Source organism: Microbacterium sp. LWH13-1.2 (assembly GCF_038397735.1).
GTDB lineage: Bacteria > Actinomycetota > Actinomycetes > Actinomycetales > Microbacteriaceae > Microbacterium.
Window position 1 is genome coordinate 2,249,400 of the sequence record NZ_CP151635.1, and the last position, 19,759, is coordinate 2,269,158.

A 19,759-nucleotide genomic window follows, 5' to 3' on the forward strand; every position below is an offset into this window, starting at 1 on the left:
ATGCGATCAGGCTATGGCGACCAGGCGCTCGGCGAGGATCTCGGCGATCTGCACGGCGTTGAGCGCCGCGCCCTTGCGCAGGTTGTCGTTGCTGATGAACAGCACGAGGCCCTTGTTCTCGGGAGCGGACTGGTCGGCACGGATGCGTCCGACGAAGCTCGGGTCCTTGCCCGCGGCCTGCAGAGGGGTGGGCACCTCGTCGAGGACGACACCGGGAGCGGCCGAGAGCACTTCGGCCGCGCGCTGCGGCGTGATGTCGTTCGCGAACTCGACGTTGATCGAGAGCGAGTGACCGGTGAAGACGGGGACGCGCACGCAGGTGCCGGCGACGCGGAGGTCGGGCAGCTCGAGGATCTTGCGGCTCTCGTTGCGGAGCTTCTTCTCCTCATCGGTCTCGTTCTGCCCGTCATCGACCAGGTTGCCCGCGAACGGGATGACGTCGAACGCGATCGGGGCGACGTACTTCTCGGGCTCGGGGAAATCGATCGACGACCCGTCGTGCACGAGGCGCAGGGTGTCGCCCTGAGCGAGAACACCCTCGACCTGACCGAGGAGCTCCTGGGCACCGGCGAGACCCGAACCGGAGACGGCCTGATAGGTCGAGACGATGAGTCGCTCGAGACCGGCCTCGGCGTGCAGCGCCTTCAACACGGGCATCGCGGCCATCGTGGTGCAGTTCGGGTTCGCGATGATGCCGCGGGGGCGGTCGTCGATCGCGTGCGGGTTGACCTCGCTGACGACGAGCGGCACCTCGGGGTCGTTGCGCCAGGCGCTGGAGTTGTCGACGACGACGGCTCCGGCCTCGGTGAACCGGGGAGCGTAGGCACGGCTGGCGGTCGCGCCGGCCGAGAACAGGGCGATGTCGATGCCCCCGGCATCCGCGGTCTCGACATCTTCGACGATGACCGTCGCACCACCGAACTCGATGGCGGTGCCCGCGGAGCGCGACGACGAGAACAGACGCAGCTCACGGATCGGGAAGGACCTCTCGGCGAGAATCTCGCGCATCACGGTGCCCACCTGGCCGGTGGCGCCCACGATGGCGACGGAGAGTCCTGAGTCGGAGATGCGGGTCATGATGTTCCTTGGCGTCGTGCAGTACAGCAGTCGAGGCTTCGGGCGCGACGTCGGGGTGCGGATGCCGCGCCTGGCGCCGATGTCAGGGTTTCGGTGAGTCTACCGTGCCGCCCGGTGGTCGAGGACCGTCGCGCGGTGTGCGGGCGTGGGTCAGCGACCGGTGCCGGCGTGGACCGTGGCCTCGGCGTCGCCGTCGAGACCGTAGGCGGTGTGCACGGTGCGGGCGGCCTCGGCGAGGTCGGTGTCGCGAAGGACGACAGAGATGCGGATCTCGGACGTCGAGATCATCTCGATGTTGATGCCACCGGCGGACAGCGCCTCGAACAGCACCGCCGAGACTCCGGAGTGCGTGCGCATTCCGGCACCCACCACCGAGAGCTTGCCGATCTGGTCGTCGTGCACGAGGTTCTGGAAGCCGACCTCGGTCTGCTCACCGGCCAGCGCCTTGAGTGCTGCCGCCGCATCGGCCTTGGGAACCGTGAACGAGATGTCGGTGCGTCCCGTGGCCGAGACGTTCTGCACGATCATGTCGACGTTCGCGCCCGACTTGGCGACGATCTTGAAGATCTCCGCTGCCTTGCCCGGCACGTCGGGCACGCCTGCGACGGTGATCTTGGCCTGGCCGAAATCGGTGGCGACACCGGCGACGATCGGTTCTTCCATGGCTGCTGCTCCCTCGGCTTCGCGAGGGTTCTTCATGCCCTCGCCCAGAACGTATGTGCCCTCGGACGACGAGAAGGTCGACCGGGCGTGGATCAGGACGCCGTGACGGCGTGCGTACTCGACGGCGCGGATGTAGAGCACCTTGGCGCCGTTGGCGGCGAGTTCGAGCATCTCCTCGCTGCCGATGTGGTCGAGCTTCTGCGCCTTCGGGATGACCCGGGGGTCTGCCGTGAAGATGCCGTCTACATCGCTGTAGATCTCGCAGACATCGGCGTCGAGAGCCGCGGCGAGAGCGACGGCCGTCGTGTCGGAGCCGCCGCGCCCGAGCGTGGTGATGTCGCGGGTGTCGCGGTTGAACCCCTGGAAGCCGGCGACGATGACGATCGCGCCTTCGTCGAGTGCTTCGCGCAGACGGATCGGCGTGACATCGACGATGCGGGCGGCGCCGTGCTGGGAGTCGGTGATCATGCCGGCCTGGCTGCCGGTGAACGAGCGCGCCTCGAAGCCCATCGAGTGGATCGCCATGGCCAGAAGCGCCATCGAGATCCGCTCGCCGCTCGAGAGCAGCATGTCGAGCTCGCGCGGTGCCGGGATCGGCGCGACCTCGTTGGCGAGGTCGAGCAGTTCGTCGGTCGTGTCGCCCATCGCGCTCACGGCGACGACGACGTCGTGGCCGGCGCGACGCGTGTCGACGATGCGCTTGGCGACGCGCTTGATGCTCTCTGCGTCGGCGACTGAGGAGCCGCCGTACTTCTGCACGATGAGGGCCACGTTCACTCCCTGGGATGTCGGGCGGATCCGCCCACCGCTCATTCTACGATCGGCGCATATGCCCCGCTTCGCATGTGACGGGATCGACGGCCTGTCAGGGCGCGGGCGGGAGTGGAGCGGGTGTGAGATCGGGAGCGACGGATGCCGGTGGGCGCAGCCGCCCTCCGGTGGCGGCGAACCAGCATCCGATGATGATCAGCGGGAATCCGATGAGCAGACCGGGAGTCAGCGGCTCGGCGAGCACGATCGCTCCGAGGATGATCGCGACCACCGGGTTGACGTAGGTGAACAGCGGCGCCCGCACGGGGCCCACTTCGCGGATCAGCGCGAAGAACGCGAGGAACGCGACGGCCGTGCAGATGACGGCGAGAGCGAGCAGAGCGCCGATCGAGGGCAGCGTCGGCGTCTCATGCTGAGTCAGCAGTCCGATCGGAAGGTAGATCACCCCGATCATCAGCAGAGAGAGGGTGATCGTGCCGAGCGAGGGCACGTCGTTCAGCTTGCGGGCGACGATGAACGGCGCGATCGCATAGAGGATGGCGACCAGCAGCACCTCCCCCGCGGCGAGAAGACTGACCTCTCCGCCGAAGAGTCCTGGACCGGCGACGACGACCGCGACACCGACGAAGCCCACCAGCAGGCCGATGCCTCGTGCAGGGCGAAGGACGCCTCGGTCTCCCCCGCCCAGGGCGATGAGGGCTGCGAACAGCGGCACCGTCGCGACGAGGAGGCCCGTCATCCCCGAGGGCAGCGTCATCTCTGCATGACCCAAGAGCACGAAGGGGCCTGCCATCTCGACGACGCCGAACGCCAGAACCCACGGCCAGTGCTTCAGCGCCGCACGCAGCGCGCCCCCGCGAATCGCGAACGGCAGGAGAAGCAGCGCGGCGATGAGAGTACGTCCGGCCACGATGGCGGGTGGCGAGAGCGACTCGACCGCGATGCTGATGAACAGGTAGGGCACGCCCCACAGCAGGGCCATCGCCCCGAAGAGCAGCCACCCGCGGCGGGAGAACCCGCCCTGGGCGTTCATTGCACGCGCCCGGCGATCACAGCACGCGCCGACCCTCGAATGCTCGACCGAGGGTGACCTCGTCGGCGTACTCGAGGTCGCCGCCGACCGGGAGCCCGGAGGCGAGACGCGACACGGTGATCTGCATGGTCGTGAGCAGACGGCTGAGGTAGCTCGCCGTCGCCTCGCCTTCGAGGTTCGGATTCGTCGCGAGGATGACCTCCTGCACCGTCCCGTCGGCGAGACGCGTCATGAGCTGGGCGATGCGCAGATCGTCGGGTCCGATTCCGGCGATGGGACTGATCGCCCCGCCGAGCACGTGGTACAGCCCACGGAACTCGCGGGTGCGCTCGATGGCAGCCACGTCCTTGGCGTCCTCGACGACGCAGATCAGCTCGGGATTGCGACGCGGGTCACGGCAGATCGTGCAGCGCTCCTGCTCTGCCACGTTGCCGCAGACCTCGCAGAAGCGCACGCGGACGCGGATCTCGACCAGCAGCTCCGACAGACGTGCGACGTCGAACGTCGGGGTCTGCAGGATGTGGAACGCGATGCGCTGCGCGGACTTGGGGCCGATTCCGGGGAGCCGGCCGAACTCGTCGATCAGCTCCTGGACGATTCCGTCATACATCAGGAGAACCTCGTCGGGGGCTCGTAGGGCTCTTCGCGCACGAATGTCGCGCCGAGCACCTGGCGGATCACGGCCTCACCGTAGCGCTGGACTCCCCCGGCAGGGGTGCGCTCGGTGATCACCGGGGCTGCGGCGGCGGATGCCGCCTTGCGCACCGGCGCAGCAGGCTGCACGGGTGCGGACTGAGCCGGGGTCGATGACGACGGATGCGCGTGCGCGCGACCGGCGGATGCCGCGGTCTGAGGTGTCGGCACCGGCTCGTACGCCGGGTCGTACGGCGGCTCGTCATCGAAGTACGGCGGCTCGTCGTCGAGCGGAGGCGGCGGCTCATCGCCTCCGACCGGCCGGCCGGCACCAGGAGCGGTCGGGGCTGCCTGAGCGGTCGGGGCTGCCGCGGTCGGCGCGGTCGGCGCGGTCGGCGCCGGCTGAGCAGCGGTCGGTACGGCGACCGGAGAGGTTGCAGGGTCGGCGGATGCCGGGATGGCGGCCACCGCCCACTCGGTCACCGGCCCCGCAGAAGCACTACGTGTCTGAGAGCGCGGTGAGCCCGCTGACGCAGGCTCCGATGCGGTGGCGTCGCCTGTCGGCGCACCGGACGAAGAGGTCGCCGGCTGGCGAGGCGCCCCACCCGCGGGCATCGGAGCAGGCCGGTACTTCACCTTGACGCCGACTTCGTGCTCGATCGCCATGCGGAGGTGATCCGACGGGCCTGCGCCCGGGACCGTGCCCTTGAACTTCGCGACGTCGTGCTGGCTCGTGAAGCCGAGGGTGAGCACCTCGGAATCGGTGTCGTAGGCGAGCGGCTGAACCGCGGTCGCAAGCAGCCAGGAGGTGCGGCTGAGCCCTTCGAGTCGCTTGAGCACCCCGGGCCAGGCGGCGGCGATTGCGTCGAACGTGACAGGACCGGCCGGAGCTGCGGGCGCCGCCTCGGTCTCGGCGGCCGACGCCGCTTCGGATGCAGCGGCTTCAGAAGCGGCGGCGGCGTCGGATACCACGGCTCCAGGTGCATCGGATGCGGGCGCCGCACCCGCGGGCACCTCGTCCTGCGGCGTCGCGGCTGCAACGGCAGCAGTCGGCGCAACTGCAGCGGCAGCAGTCGGCGCAGCCGCAGCGGCAGCAGTCGGCGCAGCCGCAGCGGCAGCAGTCGGCGCAGCCGCAGCAGCAGGGACCGACGCAGCGGCAGGAGCCGCTGTCGACCCGGTGGCGTGGGCGCGCGGCTCGGACTGCGTGGCAGCCGACGGTGTCTGAACTCGCGCAGGCGCCGCGGCGGACACGGAGGTGGCCTGCGGGGCGGCAGCGCCGGCCTCCGCTCCTGCGGCCAGAACACGGGCGACCATCAGCTCGAGGTGAAGTCGGGGCGATGTCGCGCCGGACATGTCGTCGAGGGCTGCGCTGACGACGTCGGCCGTGCGCGACAGACGCGCGGAGCCGAACGACTCGGCCTGCGTGCGCATGCGGGCGAGCTCGTCTTCGGCGACTCCGCGCAGCACCGAGGCAGCACCGGCGCCGACGGCCGCGATCACGATGAGGTCTCGCAGCCGCTCGAGCAGATCGTCGACGAAGCGACGGGGGTCCTGCCCGGTCTGCACGACGCGATCGATGGCGGGGAAGGCAGCGGCGGCATCGGCGGCGGCCAGCGCGTCGACGATCTCGTCGAGCAGAGTGGCGTGCGTGTAGCCGAGCAGGGCCACTGCCCGCTCGTACGCCACCGTCACGGTCTCGGAACCGGCGGGGGAATCGGAGCCGGCGATCAGCTGGTCGAGCAGCGACAGGGTGTCTCGGGGCGAGCCGCCTCCGGCACGAACGACGAGAGGCAGCACACCGCGCTCGGCGACCACGCCCTCTTCGGTGCACAGCTTCTCGACGTAATCGAGCATCGCGGCCGGGGGCACCAGCCGGAACGGGTAATGGTGCGTGCGCGAGCGGATCGTGCCGAGCACCTTCTCGGGCTCGGTGGTCGCGAAGATGAACTTGACGTGCTCGGGCGGCTCTTCGACGAGCTTGAGCAGCGCGTTGAACCCCTGCGGCGTCACCATGTGCGCCTCGTCGAGGATGAAGATCTTGTAGCGGTCGCGGCTGGGGGCGAATGTCGCCCGCTCGCGCAGGTCGCGGGCGTCGTCGACGCCGTTGTGGCTGGCGGCGTCGATCTCGACCACGTCTAGTGATCCACCGCCCGCGCGCGACAGCTCGACGCAGCTCGGGCACGTGCCGCACGGGACGTCGGTGGGCCCTTCGGCGCAGTTCAGGCACCGGGCGAGGATGCGAGCAGACGTGGTCTTGCCGCATCCACGGGGTCCGGAGAAGAGATAGGCGTGGCCGACGCGGTCACCGCGCAGCGCGGTCATCAGCGGATCGGTCACCTGGGACTGCCCGATCATCTCGCCGAACGACTCGGGGCGGTAGCGGCGGTAGAGGGCTGTGGTCACCACACCAGCCTACGGCGTGCCACGGACGTTCAGGCAGGCGGGTCCGGCCGATCGACCGAGCGCCCTGCGCCGCGCTGCCGAGATATCGGGAGCGACGCCGCGAATCACGACGAGACGGCCTCGAACACGCCGCCGACCACCTCGACGACGCCGCCCGTCGCGTCGACCAGGTCTCCGACCGCGCCGACGAGATGCACGACCCCTCCGACGATCTCGATCACGTCGAAGACGGCTCCGGCGACCTCGATCGCGCTGTCCAGCCCCTCCCCCGCTCGCAGCACCTGCGACTCCGTGCGGAGTGCGGCCGTCCACGAACGCTCGAGCCCGAACAGCACGGCATAGGGCAGCAGCCGCTCGTTCAGGAGGAAGCGCTGCAGCCTCTCGGACGCCGCCTCGGCGGAGACATCCGACCGCAGATCCGCCCCGTCCGCCGACTGGAGGAAACGCAGCGGCTCGGCCTCGGCGAGGGCGACGTACTCCCGGATGCCGGCGAGGTGCGCGCGCAGCGGTCGCGCGTCCGGAAGGAACCGGCGCCATGGCCTCGGGGCGATCACGATCACCGCGACGGCGACCACGACACCCGCGATCGGCACGGCGTACACGCCGGTGCCCGGTTCGCTCACCACGACCGCTGCGAAGAGCAGCAGCAGACACACGCCGATCACGAGGCAGGCAGCCACCCGCAGCAGGAAGGTCGCCCAGCCGCGGCGGCCGCGGCCGATCAGCCCCGCGGAAGCGAGCCGTGTCTCGGTCTCGTCGAGCACACCACGCACTCGTCGGTGCAGCGCCCGAGCATCCGAGCTGAATCGTCGCACCCGACCCGAGGTGTGGTCCGGACCGAACAGCGCCTCGAGGACGCTCAGCTCCTCCGGCGTGAATGTCGCGCCGTCGACGACCTCGATGCCGATCGGCGCGCGCTTGCGCGATCCCTCGGACGGCACGTCCTCGGCATCCACCAGCAGCCGCACCTTCCGGCGCACCGCCAGGTCGATCAGCGCCGCGGCGATCGCCCTGCGGTCGGCGTTGAGCAGCAGCGCGTCGTACAGCACCGTCGCACCGGGCGACGGTTCGAACCGCGGTCCGGGCGACGCCACGCGCTGCACCGATCGCACCCGCTCGATGACGGCGAGGACGAGCAGCAGCAGCGCGGGCGCGAGTCCGAACAGCGAAGCGGTGATCAGCACCGTCAGTCGATCGGCTCGATCACCGGGATCGCGGTGGTGATGACGGGGACCGATGCCGACAGGCGCGTGCCGTCCTCGCGGAGCGCATCGGCGAACTGGCGCAGTGACGGGCGTCCGGGGATCAACGGCCCCTGGTCGACCAGGGGCACGACGACCTCTTCGTCCGTGGTGGCGATGTACGCGACCTCGCGCACCGTGAACGGCACCGGGTTGCCGGTGCGAACCTGCACGCGCAGAGCATCCTTCGTGAGGGTGATCTGCAGCGCCGATCCCTGCCACTGCAGCGGGTACGACAGCGACGGCCAGTCCGCCGGCAGGCGGGGATCGAAGCTCAGCTCACCCGCGTAGTCGCGCATGCCTCCGAAGCCGCAGACGAGAGCCGTCCACACGCCGCCGGCGGATGCGACGTGCACGCCGTCGGCCGCGTTGTGGTGAAGATCGTGCAGGTCGACGAACAGCGACTGCTGGAAGTACTGCAGCGCGAGATCCTGGTATCCGACCTCCGCCGCGAGGATCGACTGCACGACCGCCGACAGCGTCGAGTCGCCCGTCGTCAGCGGGTCGTAGTAGTCGAAGTCGGCCTTCTTCTCTTCCGGCGTGAAATGGTTGCCCTGCAGGAACAGCGCAAGCACCACGTCGGCCTGCTTGAGCACCTGGAAGCGGTAGATCACGAGCGGGTGGAAGTGCAGCAGCAGCGGACGCTGCTCCGACGGGGTGTGCGCGAGATCCCAGAGCTCGCGCTCGAGGAACAGCGAGTCCTGCGGATGGATGCCGAGGCTCTCGCTGAACGGGATGAACATCGCATCGGCCGCGCGCTCCCAGCCCTCGGCCTCGCCCTCGGCGAGCCCCGTGCGCTCGACGACCCTGGCGAACTCCTCGCCGTTGGCCTCCTGCGCCTCCCGCACGACCCGCGCCGCGTAGCGCAGGTTGTAGCGGGCCATGACGTTCGTGTACAGGTTGTCGTTCACGACGGTCGTGTACTCGTCCGGGCCCGTGACGCCGTGGATGTGGAACGTCTCGATGCCGTCGTCGTCCGTGGTGTCCGCGACGAGGCGCGAGGTGCGCCAGAAGCCGAGCGTCGCCCACAGGCGCGCAGTCTCGATCGCGATGTCGATGCCCTCGCGGCGCAGGAAGTCGTCGTCGCCGGTGGCTCGCACGTACTTGCCCAGCGCGAAGCTGACGTCGGCGTTGATGTGGTACTGCGCCGTGCCCGCCGCGTAGTACGCCGACGCCTCTTCGCCGTTGATCGTGCGCCAGGGGAACAGCGCCCCCGCCTCGTTCAGCTGGGCCGCCCGACGACGGGCCGCCGGGAGCATGAGCACGCGTGCACGCAGCGCGTTGCGCGCCCACTGCGGCGAGGTGTACGTGAGGAACGGGAGGACGTAGATCTCCGTGTCCCAGAAGTAGTGGCCGCTGTAGCCCGACCCCGAGACGCCCTTCGCCGGCACGCCGGTTCCGTCGGCACGCGCCGAGGCCTGAGCGAGCTGGAGGAGGCACCAGCGGGTGGCCTGCTGGATGTCGTCGTGCTCGCCGATCTGCACGTCGCTGCGGGCCCAGAACGCCGCGAGCCACTCGGCCTGGCGGTCGAACTGCGCCTGAACGCCCTCGAAGGCGACGCGGTCCAGCGACCGGCGGCAGCGGTCGACGAGCTCCCGAGCGGGCACGCCGCGCGAGGTGTGGTAGCTGACGAGCTTGGTGACCGAGATGGGAACACCCGCCTTCGCCTGCACGCGGAAGACGTTCTTCGAGATGTCCTCTTCGATGAGCGTGCGCGAGGTGTAGTCGTTCTCGGTCTCGATGATGTGGTCGGCGACGACGGCCACCGTCATGCCCGAGGCTGCCACCGAGTACGACAGCGCGGACCGGAGCCCGTCCTGCCAGTGCTCGGCGGGCTCGAGCACGCGTTCGGCGATCTTCTCGGCCTTGCGGGGGTCGAATCCGCTCTTCGCCTGGTTGGGCGTGCCCGCGTAGACGCCGGCGCCGTCCTGACGGTTGATCATCTGGCAGCTGACCGTGACGGGGGCGTCGGCGTTCTCGACGACGACCTCGAGGCGGAGCACCGCGAGGTGGCGCTCCTCGAAGCTGACGATCCGCTCGTCGCGCATGCGCACGCGCTTGCCCGACGGCGTCTCCCACACCACGACGCGCTCGAGCACGCCGGTGCGCATGTCGAGCGTGCGGCGGTACTCGCGCACGTCCGCCTCGTCGAAGGAGATCGGCTCGTCGTCGACGTAGACGCGCATGACCTTCGCGTCGGGTGCGTTGACGATCGTCTGCCCGACCTCGGCGAAGCCGTACGCCTGCTCCGCGTGGCGGATGGGCCACGTCTCGTGCAGGCCGTTGATGAACGTGCCGTGCTCGTGCGCGCCGCGTCCTTCGATGTGGTTGCCGCGGAGGCCGAGGTAGCCGTTGCCGACGCTGAACAGGGTCTCCCCGACTCCGTCTTCGGAGTAGCGCGTCTCGATGAGCCGCCAGGGGTCGACGGGGAAGCGGTCGCGGTCGATCATGCGGTCTCCTCGGAGTCGGGGCTGAGGGTGGATTCGGTGGCCGTCGCGGCCTGGTCTGCGAGGAACACGTCGAGATCCTCGACGACGACGGTCGCGCCCGCGGCACGCAGAGCATCCGCTCCCGCGCCGCGGTCGACGCCGATGACGGTCGCGAATCCGGCGGCGGCAGCAGACGCCGCGCCGGACGTCGCATCCTCGACGGCGATGCTGTGAGCCGGGTCGACGCCGAGAGCCACGGCACCGGCGTGGAACATGTCGGCGGCGGGCTTGGAGGCGAGATTCTCGCGCTCGGCGACGACGCCATCGACCACGATGCGGAAGAACGCGCGGATGCCGGCCGCGGCCAGCACCTCCTCGGCGTTCTTGGAGCTCGACACGACGCCGAGCGGCACACCCGCCGCGGACAGCTTCTCGACGAGCGCGAGCGAGCCGGGGAACGGCGCGATGCCCTCGGCGCGGAGCGACTGGGCGAAGGCGGCGTTCTTGCGATTGCCGATGCCGCAGATCGTCTCGGCCTCCGGCTGATCGTCGACCGCGCCCCACGGGATCTCGACGTTGCGACTGCGCATGAGGCTCGCCACGCCGTCGTATCGCTTCTTGCCGTCGACGTAGTCGAAGTAGTCGGCATCCGAGTACGGCGGCGTGATTCCCCAGCGCTCGAAGACGTCGTCGAACACGACCTTCCACGCGCGCATGTGCACCTCGGCCGTCGGCGTGAGCACGCCGTCGAGGTCGAACAGGACACCTTCGGCGCGGAGCGGATCGGGCAGGGCTTCGGGCACAACAGCCTCCAGGAGAAGGACGACGGGTTCCGGCACCTCTCCGTGCCACTGTGCAAGCGTAGTGCGGCACGGCATCGGCGGTAACCCCCGAGGGACGTGGATCAGAGCATGCGCGAGGTCTGTCTGGCGATCTCGAGCTCTTCGTCCGTCGGGACGACGAGCACGGTGACGGGCGAGTCGTCGGTGGAGATCCGACGGATGCCGCGCTGTCGCTCCTCGTTGCGCGCAGGGTCGATCTCGACCCCGGCGAAACCGAGCGTCGACATGGCCTCCGCCCGCACTGCTGCGGCGTTCTCTCCGACGCCCGCCGTGAAGGAGATCACATCGACCCCGCCGAGCTGGGCGATGTACGCACCGGCATAGGCGCGCAGGCGATGGATGTAGACGTCGAACGCGAGCGTCGCCGCCTCGTCGCCGCTCTCGCGACCGGCGAGGATGTCGCGCATATCGCTGCGGCCCGCGAGGCCCTTGAGCCCGCTGCGGGAGTTCAGAAGCGCGTCGAGGTCGTCGATCGACAGGCCTGCTCGACGGGAGAGGTGCACGAGCGCCGCCGGGTCGAGATCACCCGAGCGCGTGCCCATGACGAGGCCCTCGAGCGGGGTGAGCCCCATCGAGGTCTCCACCGAACGGCCTCCGTCGATCGCAGTCACGGACGCGCCGTTGCCGAGGTGGAAGACGAGCTGGCGGAGCGTGCCGAGGTCGCGTCCGAGGAACGCGGCGGCCGACTCGCTGACGAACTGGTGGCTCGTGCCGTGGAACCCGTAGCGGCGCACGCGGTGGTGCGCTGCGAGCTCGGCATCGATCGCGTAGGTGTAGGCGGCGGCAGGAAGCGTCTGGTGGAACGCGGTGTCGAACACCGCGACGTGCGGCACCTCCGCGAACACGGCCTTCGCCGCGAGGATGCCGGCCAGGTTCGCCGGGTTGTGCAGAGGAGCGAGCACCGACAGCTCCTCGATCTGCTCCTCGACGTTCCGCGTGACCAGCGTCGGCGCATAGAAGCGGGCGCCTCCGTGGACCACGCGATGACCGACGGCGACCGGCGGGTGCTCGTCGAGCAGCGGACCGTGCTCGGCGAACTGCTCGAGCATCACGGCGAAGGCCGCGTCATGGTCCGCGAGGGGCTGCTCGGACTCGTACGAGGCGTCGAGCATGGTCACGACGGCATCCGCGGAGGCATCCGGTCGCACCGTGTGCCGGATCGCGCTGACATCCTGGCCGATCCGCTCGATGAGACCGGCCGCGAGTTCGTTCTCGTTCTCGATGTCGATCAGGCTGTACTTCAGCGAGGAGGACCCGCTGTTGATGACGAGGATCGCGCTCATCGTCGCGCCTCAGGCCTTGATCGGCAGGACCTGAAGCGATCCCTTGCCCGAGGCGTCCGGCGGAACCACGATCACGTACTGTCCGGCACCCTGCGCGGGGGCCGCGAGGATGGCCGGGGGCACGCCGGGCGCGAGCGCTGCGGCGCTGACACCCGCGAGCACCTTCTGCTTGAGCGCCGCGGACGCCGCGGCCTTGGTGGCCTTCTTGTCGAGCGTGCCGAGGTAGCCGGCGTAGTGGTGAGCCGCGGCCTCGAACTCGGCATCCGGAACGCTGGGGTGCGAGATGAAGGCGACGTCCACCTGGTTGTTGCCGTTCTTGACCTTGAGCCCCGGGAGCAGCTGACGACCGATCCAGCCGCGCTGGCGGTAGCTGTCGTAGAGCCCGGCCCCCGCCTTGCCGCGGGTGGCGAAGTGCACGATCAGCAGGACGATGCCGAGCGGCAGCAGGACGATGGGGCCGTACACGTAGAAGAAGCGCCAGATCTCGCTACGACCCGCTCGGCTGCCGGTGAACTCGATCGCCCCGGCGTCGAAGAAGAAGCGGAACATGAGCGACCACTGCCATCCGCTCGCGGAGCCCAGCTGGAACAGGTTCATGCCGATTCCGATGACGCTCAGAACCAGCGAGGTGATCGCGATGCCGAAGATCGTGCTCTTCGGCGTGACGGCCTTGGCGAACCCCTCGGGTGTCGCGAGCTGCTGCTGGATCGAGGTAATCGTCATGCTGGAAAGCATAGGGGCGACGCCGTCACTCACCGGTCTGCGCCTGGATGGCCGTGATCGCGACCGTGTTCACGATGTCGTCCACCAGCGCTCCGCGGGACAGATCGTTGATCGGCCTGTTGAGTCCCTGCAGCACAGGTCCGATCGCGACGGCACCCGCCGACCGCTGCACGGCCTTGTAGGTGTTGTTGCCCGTGTTGAGGTCGGGGAAGACGAAGACGGTGGCTCGCCCTGCCACGGCGGAGTCGGGGAGCTTGGCCTTTGCCACTGCGGCGTCTGCCGCGGCGTCGTACTGGATCGGCCCCTCGACGAGCAGCTCGGGCGCGCGCTCGTGCACGAGCGCGGTGGCGGCACGGACCTTGTCGACGTCGGCGCCCGATCCCGATTCCCCCGTCGAGTACGACAGCATCGCGATGCGCGGCTCGATTCCGAACTGGCGGGCGGTGGCGGCCGACGAGATCGCGATGTCCGCCAGCTGCTCGCTGGTCGGGTCGGGGATCACCGCGCAGTCGCCGTAGACGAGAACACGGTCGGCGAGGGCCATCAGGAACACGCTCGAGACGACGGTGACGCCCGGCTTGGTCTTGATGATCTCGAACGACGGACGGATGGTGTGCGCCGTGGTGTGCGCTGCGCCCGAGACCATGCCGTCGGCGAGGCCCAGGTGCACCATCATCGTGCCGAAGTACGACACGTCCGTGACCGTGTCGGCCGCCTGCGCGAGCGTGATGCCCTTGTGCGCACGCAGTCGCGCGTACTCGGTCGCGAAGCGCTCCACCATCTCGGGATCGGTGGGGCTGATGACCTGGGCGGCGGTGATGTCGACGCCGAGCTCGACGGCGCGGGAGCGCACGGCGGACTCGTCTCCGAGGATCGTGAGGTCGGCGACCTCCCTCGCGAGCAGGGTCGCGGCGGCACGGAGGATGCGGTCGTCGTCGCCCTCGGGGAGGACGATTCGCCGGCGGTCGGCGCGCGCACGTTCGATGAGTCCGTACTCGAACATGAGCGGGGTGACCACGCGGGACTCGGCGAGGCCGAGCTGGGTGGTGAGCTCGGCGATGTCGACGTGGGTCTGGAAGAGTCCGAGAGCGCGGTCGTACCGGCCTCGCGACTCCGGCGAGATCCGGCCGCGTGCGCCCATGACGCGCACCGCCGTGTCGTAGGTGCCGAGGTCCGTGGCGATGATCGGCACGGTCGACGTGAACCCGTCGAGCAGCTGCACGATCGGATCAGGCAGCGGGAACGGGCCGTTCAGGATGATGCCGGCGACCCGTGGGAAGGTGCCGGACGCGTCGGCGAGCAGCGTCGCCAGCAGCACCTCGGTGCGGTCGGCGGGGATCACGACGACCGATTCCTCGGTGAGCCGCGGGAGCACGTTCACCATCGACATCCCGGCGACGACGATGGTCAGCGCCTCGCGTGCCAGTCGGTCGGGGTCGCCTTTGATCAGTCGCCCGTCGACGGCCGACAGGATGCCGTTGATCGACGGCGCCACCAGGGTGCGGTCTTCCGGGATCGCCCACACGGGCGTCGTCTTCTGCGGGCGCACGGCGGCGACGGCGGCCTCGATGTCGGCGAGCGCCTCAGGGTCTGCCCGATTCACGGTCACCGCGAAGAGCTCGGCGCGCTCGACCTCGAGCTCGGACAGCGCGAGCGCGGCGATCTGCCCGACGGCGGCGGGAGTCCGTGCGGTCGTGGTGCCGAGCTGCTCGGCCTGACGCTGCTGATCGCGCCCGCTGAGCACGAGCAGGACGGGCGCTGCGAGGTTCGCGGCGATCCGGGCGTTGTAGCCGAGCTCTGCGGGGCTCGCGACATCGGTGTAGTCGCTGCCGATGATCACCACGGCGTCGCACTGGGCCTCGACGGCCTTGTAGCGGGCGACGATGGTCGAGAGAGCGCGATCGGGGTCGTCGCGAACGTCGTCGTAGGTCACCCCGATGCAGTCCTCGTAGTCGAGCTGCACGCCGTCATGCGCGAGCAGCAGCTCGAGCACGTCGTCGCGCTCGGTCACGGAACGGGCGATCGGGCGGAAGACACCTACCCGGGGCGTGACGCGCATGAGCGCATCGAGCACGCCGAGGGCGATGGTGGACTTGCCGGTATGACCTTCGGCCGAGGTGATGTAGATGCTCTTCGCCACAGCTCCACACTAGGTGCAGCTCCCCATGGGCGCGCTGGGTTGACAGCCGTGCGAAATCCGGTCAGCAGGGTGCCGAGAGAGCGTCGACGACCGCGGTGGCATCCGCCGTATAGCGCGTGTAGTACGTCGGATCGAGGTTGATCTGCACCCGGTGGATCGCGAGCGACGGCTCCATCGACGGCCAGTCGGGCACGCGCGCGAGCCGCTCGTAGAACAGCGTCGCGGCGGTCGCCGGGTCCATCCGCTGCTCCGCCGTTCCCCACCACTCCTGCTGCTGGAAGAGCCCGATGCTGGTCGTGCGGCTGCCGTCCGGGTTCGTGAACCCGCTCGTCTCCCAGTCGCCGTAGTCGATGTTGCGCAGGCTGCTCTCGCCCATCGCGGTCATCACCCCGAGGATCTGACCGTCGCGTCCGAACCCGAGCGCGGTGGCGGTCTGCATGATGGTCGCGGCGTTCTCGAGCTGCTCCCCCTCCCAGCCCTCGACGCCGGCCACGGGGAAGGTCGCGGGGTCGGTGATGCAGACGGCGAGCGGCTTCTCGTGGGCGAGCCCGAGGGGGATCAGCACTGCGGCGAGCGCGACGACGACCACCGCCGCGGCTGACCAGCCGATGCGGCGGAGGACCTTCAATCGCCGCACCCGGCGCTGGGCACGGCGACGCGGCGACATCCGTCGGGACCGCGAGCGCGGACGACGGGTCGGGCGCCTGCGCGTGCGCGATGTCGTACGTCGCGAGCTCTGGGTGACGCTCATGTGCGCCGCGTTCCGCTTCTGCCGATGAACGCCGCGAGGCCACCGCCGATCGCGCCGAACAGGTGGGCCTGCCACGAGATCCCCTCACGCACGCCGACGACGCCAGCCAGCATGGATCCGCCGTACAACGCGATGACGATGAGCGCGATGACGGCGTAGAGCACACGGTGTGCGACGCGACCGGGCGCGAACACGCGCATGAGGGTGTAGCCGAAGTATCCGAAGACGAGACCGGAAGCGCCGACGGTGAGCGTTCCCGGCGCGTTGACCAGCCACGTTCCGACCCCGCCGATCACGGCGGCCATCGCGGTCACGGCCCAGAACCGGCGCGCCCCTTCGACGGCGACGAGGCAGCCGAGCACGAGAAGCGGCACGGTGTTGCCGATCAGGTGCGCCCAGTCGGCGTGCAGCAGGGGCCCGACCAGGATGCCACCGAGTCCCTCGACGTCCCACGAGCGCAGTCCGAAGCCGGTGAAGGAACCGGGGAGGATCGCGTCCGCGAGCTGGACGACCCACATGAGTACGACGAGGAGGACGGGAGACGCGAAGCGGCCGAGAGCGCTCGAGCGCGGAGAGTCGGCGGTGCTGATCACGTCTGGTCTTGTCACGTCACGATCCTGGCAGGACTGCCCCGGAGGACGCTGACAAAAAGAAAGTGACCCTCCGCGCACCCAGCAGAGCCCGGTTACCCTTGCTGCGTTTCCGCCCTGGGGGAATTGGCCTGGATGCCGCCACGCGGAGAGCCGTCGACCAGTCTAGCCGATGTCTGCACGTGCTCTTTGACAGACTGGGCAGGTCATGGATCCCGCCACCGCCTCGCCCCTGTCGTCGTGGCATTTCTCCGGCACACTGCGCACGTACCAGGCCGAGGTCCTCGATCGGCTCGCTCCCGGAGGCGACGACCCGCTGCACATCGTGGCGCCACCTGGATCGGGAAAGACCCTGCTCGGCCTGCTGCTCGCCGCACGCGAGGGCCATCGCGCGCTCGTGCTGTCGCCGACCGTGACGATCCGCCAGCAGTGGCTGCGTACCGCGACAGAGCTCGCGACCGACGAATCGGCGGTTTCCGACGACCCCGAGCGTCTCGGGGACCTGACGGTGCTCACCTACCAGCGGCTCAGCGTGACCGCAGACGGCTCCCCCTTCGAAGAACTCGCCCGTGCGGTGTGGACGGACGAGCTCGTCGCGAGCGGGCGCACCGAGGCGGATGCCGCGACCTGGCTCGCCGAGCTCGCGGTCGACAACCCCGCGCGTCACCGTTCCGGCATCCGCAGTCGTGCGCGCCGACTGCGTTCGCGATTCACCCGTCAACGCCCCTCCGAGCTCGCCCGGGCGCTACACCCGAACGCGGTCGCACTCATCGATCGCCTCGTCGAGGCGGGTGTGCGCACCGTGGTCCTCGACGAATGCCATCACCTGCTCGATCACTGGGCGATCGTGGTGGCGTATCTCGCCGCTCGTATCCGCGAGAGCGGCACGGAGCCGAAGCTCATCGGCCTCACCGCGACCCTGCCCTCCCCCGACGACGAGACCGAGTTCGAGAACTACAGCCATCTGCTCGGCGACGTCGACTACGAGGTGCCGACGCCCGCGGTCGTGAAGGAGGGGCACCTCGCCCCGTATCGCGACCATGTGCTTTTCACCGAGCCCACACCCGCAGAGGCCTCCTTCATCCGACGGCACGAGTCCCTGCTGCATGACCTGATCAGGCAGGTGCTGTCGACGCCGGATGCACTGTCGTATCTCGAGGCGAATCTCCAGCCCTCGGACCCACCCGGCAGCGCCGACGCGGCGACCGAGACCGAGACTCCGCTCTCGCGCCTCGACCGTGCCTTCTCGACGGATTTCGCCCTCACGCGATCGTGCGCCATGGTGCTGCGCGAGGTCGCCCCGCAGCATCCGCTCGTCGCCGCGATCCCGCCGGCGCTGCTCGATCGCTGCACCACGGACGACCTGCTCACGGTGCTGTCGCGGTTCGCCCAGACGAGGCTGCTCGCTGACCCTGCGGCCGTGCGCCAGTGGGAGTACGTGCGGCGGTCGCTCGCGGACTTCGGCTACGCGCTGACCGACCGGGGCATCCGACGCGGTCGCAACCCGATCGAGACCACGCTGGCGTTCTCGGCGGCCAAGGATCACGCGGCCGTCGAGATCCTGCGCCGAGAACTCGCGGGCGCAGACGGCGACCGGGTCCGCGCGGTCGTCGTGACCGATTTCGTCGAGCACGGCAACCACCGAGGACTCGCCGGGGACGCGCCGGCAGGCGCACTGCGGACGTTCGACCTCCTCGCGGTCGATCCGGTCACGGCGAGATTGCGCCCGGCTCTGCTCACATCGCAGCACCTGCGAGTCCGCGCCGACGATGCGGACGACATCGCCGCCGCGCTGGGCGACCTGCTCGGCGAGGCCGTCGGCATTGCAGACGGCGTCGGCCCCGTGCGCGATCTGCAGGTGCGCGCCGCCGGGAGCGGACGGGTGATCGGTGCCGTGTCGGAGCTGATCCGCCGCGGCGACGTGCGTCTGCTCGTCGGCACCCGAGGACTGCTCGGCGAGGGTTGGGACTGCCCCTCGGTCAACACGCTCGTGGACCTCACGACCGTGGCCACGTCATCGGGCACCCAGCAGCTCCGAGGTCGCACCCTGCGACTCGACCCCGCGTGGCCCGAGAAGGTCGCGCACAACTGGTCCGTGGTGTGCCTGATCCCCTCGCACGTCGATCTCGACGACGGTTCGGAGTCGGGTCGGCTCCGCCGTCGGCATTCGCATCTGTGGGGTCTCAGCGCAGAAGGAGACGGCCGGATCGTCAGCGGTCTCGGGCATGCGCTCCCCCCACCCGCCATCGAGGCGTGGGAGCGCGTGCTCGCCAAGGACCCCTCGACCTCGATCGGGGATCTCGACGCCGTCCTGCGCGAGCACCGGCCCTCTCGCCGCACGACCAGGGCGCAATGGCGGATCGGCGATGCCTATCGCCCTCAGGAGCGCGAGACGATCACGGTCCGCCGGACCTCACGCGCGCCGCTGCTGCGCGCCGGACAGACGGCGAGCGCCGGTGCCGTCGCCGGATTCGTCATCGGCACCGCGGCGGTCGGCGCCCTCGTCGCCGTGCTGGCCGTCTCAGGGGTCTCCCTCTCTCCCGTTCTCGCGGTGGCAGTCGCGCTCGGCGGCGGTGCGGTGGCGGCGACGACATCCGCCCTGCGCACGCTCGTCCGCTCTCTGCGCGATCGCGCACGGCCGGCCGAGATCTATCGGGCAGCGGCGGTCGCCGTCGCCCGCACGCTCTCCGAAGCGGGCCGCATCGGTCGGATCGACGAGTCCGTGATCACGGCTCGCCCTGACGGCAGCGACCCGACGCGCATCCGCGTCGAGCTGGGCGGTGCCGCCGCCGACGCACGGACGATCGCGGATGCGGTCGAGGAGCTCTTCGCACCGGTGCGCGCTCCCCGATTCCTGCTGCGCATCGACGCGGCCGGGTTGCCGAGGCTCCGCGCGATCGAACGCCTCGCCGACCGCCTCTCGCCCGGACGCACACTTCTGGCGGTGCCCCGACTGATCGCCCGGCGGCGCGGCGACGCCGAGCGATTCCGAGATCACTGGCAGGCCCTGGTCGGCACGTGCTCGCTGCACGAGCTGAACGGAGTGCAGGGGCTCGCCCTGCTGCGTGTCGCCCGCAGCGCCGACAGCCGAATGGACACCGCGGAACCGCGAGCGCGCGTCTGGGGCTGAACGGCGGCGGACGCCGGCCACTGCGTGGGGCGGACGACGGCCCGGTTCCC

14 protein-coding genes and 1 other RNA gene are annotated in these 19,759 nt (G+C 69.9%); 1 reads left to right on the plus strand and 14 read right to left on the minus strand.

Annotated elements, in window-relative coordinates; all coding sequences use genetic code 11:
- Positions 1-6 precede the first annotated feature (6 nt).
- The 14 genes from MRBLWH13_RS10805 to ffs form a co-directional block, all read right to left on the minus strand.
- Positions 7-1,077: an aspartate-semialdehyde dehydrogenase gene (locus tag MRBLWH13_RS10805; protein ID WP_341955056.1), complete on the minus strand. Its 1,071-nt coding sequence runs from the start codon at positions 1,075-1,077 to the stop codon at positions 7-9.
- A gap of 150 nt (positions 1,078-1,227) precedes the next feature.
- Positions 1,228-2,511, minus strand: coding sequence for an aspartate kinase (locus MRBLWH13_RS10810; RefSeq protein WP_341955057.1), 1,284 nt, complete (start codon positions 2,509-2,511; stop codon positions 1,228-1,230).
- A gap of 94 nt (positions 2,512-2,605) precedes the next feature.
- Complete coding sequence (locus MRBLWH13_RS10815; RefSeq protein ID WP_341955058.1) at positions 2,606-3,544, minus strand: DMT family transporter; 939 nt, start codon at positions 3,542-3,544, stop codon at positions 2,606-2,608.
- A 16-nt stretch (positions 3,545-3,560) separates the two neighbouring features.
- Positions 3,561-4,154 carry a recombination mediator RecR gene (gene recR, locus MRBLWH13_RS10820; protein WP_056312693.1) on the minus strand — a complete coding sequence of 198 codons (594 nt, stop codon included), beginning with the start codon at positions 4,152-4,154 and terminating at the stop codon, positions 3,561-3,563.
- Complete coding sequence (locus MRBLWH13_RS10825; RefSeq protein ID WP_341955059.1) at positions 4,154-6,580, minus strand: DNA polymerase III subunit gamma and tau; 2,427 nt, start codon at positions 6,578-6,580, stop codon at positions 4,154-4,156. Before MRBLWH13_RS10825 ends, recR begins: the two co-directional genes overlap by 1 nt.
- A 104-nt stretch (positions 6,581-6,684) precedes the next feature.
- Entirely contained in the window at positions 6,685-7,764 is a 1,080-nt protein-coding gene (locus MRBLWH13_RS10830) for a hypothetical protein (RefSeq protein WP_341955060.1), read from the minus strand.
- Positions 7,765-7,766: 2 nt separating this feature from the next.
- Positions 7,767-10,271 carry a glycosyl hydrolase family 65 protein gene (locus MRBLWH13_RS10835; RefSeq protein ID WP_341955061.1) on the minus strand — a complete coding sequence of 835 codons (2,505 nt, stop codon included), beginning with the start codon at positions 10,269-10,271 and terminating at the stop codon, positions 7,767-7,769.
- On the minus strand, positions 10,268-11,053 hold the full coding sequence (locus MRBLWH13_RS10840) for an HAD-IA family hydrolase (protein ID WP_341955062.1): 786 nt from the start codon (positions 11,051-11,053) through the stop codon (positions 10,268-10,270). The genes MRBLWH13_RS10835 and MRBLWH13_RS10840 overlap by 4 nt, the downstream gene beginning before the upstream one ends.
- A 101-nt stretch (positions 11,054-11,154) precedes the next feature.
- A complete protein-coding gene (locus MRBLWH13_RS10845; RefSeq protein WP_341955063.1) occupies positions 11,155-12,375 on the minus strand; it encodes an acetate kinase in 1,221 nt (406 codons plus the stop codon).
- Positions 12,376-12,384: 9 nt separating this feature from the next.
- On the minus strand, positions 12,385-13,098 hold the full coding sequence (locus tag MRBLWH13_RS10850; protein ID WP_341955064.1) for a hypothetical protein: 714 nt from the start codon (positions 13,096-13,098) through the stop codon (positions 12,385-12,387).
- Between the two features lie 25 nt (positions 13,099-13,123).
- The gene (gene pta / locus MRBLWH13_RS10855; protein WP_341955065.1) at positions 13,124-15,238 is read right to left on the minus strand and encodes a phosphate acetyltransferase; all 2,115 of its coding nucleotides are present in this window, start codon (positions 15,236-15,238) and stop codon (positions 13,124-13,126) included.
- A 61-nt stretch (positions 15,239-15,299) separates the two neighbouring features.
- Positions 15,300-15,989: a hypothetical protein gene (locus MRBLWH13_RS10860; RefSeq protein WP_341955066.1), complete on the minus strand. Its 690-nt coding sequence runs from the start codon at positions 15,987-15,989 to the stop codon at positions 15,300-15,302.
- Positions 15,986-16,597, minus strand: coding sequence for a rhomboid family intramembrane serine protease (locus MRBLWH13_RS10865; RefSeq protein WP_341955067.1), 612 nt, complete (start codon positions 16,595-16,597; stop codon positions 15,986-15,988). Before MRBLWH13_RS10865 ends, MRBLWH13_RS10860 begins: the two co-directional genes overlap by 4 nt.
- Positions 16,598-16,640: 43 nt before the next feature.
- Positions 16,641-16,737, minus strand: an RNA gene (ffs, locus tag MRBLWH13_RS10870) — signal recognition particle sRNA small type.
- A gap of 50 nt (positions 16,738-16,787) precedes the next feature.
- Between ffs and MRBLWH13_RS10875 the strand changes: the two genes are divergently transcribed.
- Positions 16,788-19,709: a DEAD/DEAH box helicase gene (locus tag MRBLWH13_RS10875; protein WP_341955068.1), complete on the plus strand. Its 2,922-nt coding sequence runs from the start codon at positions 16,788-16,790 to the stop codon at positions 19,707-19,709.
- Positions 19,710-19,759: the final 50 nt, after the last annotated feature.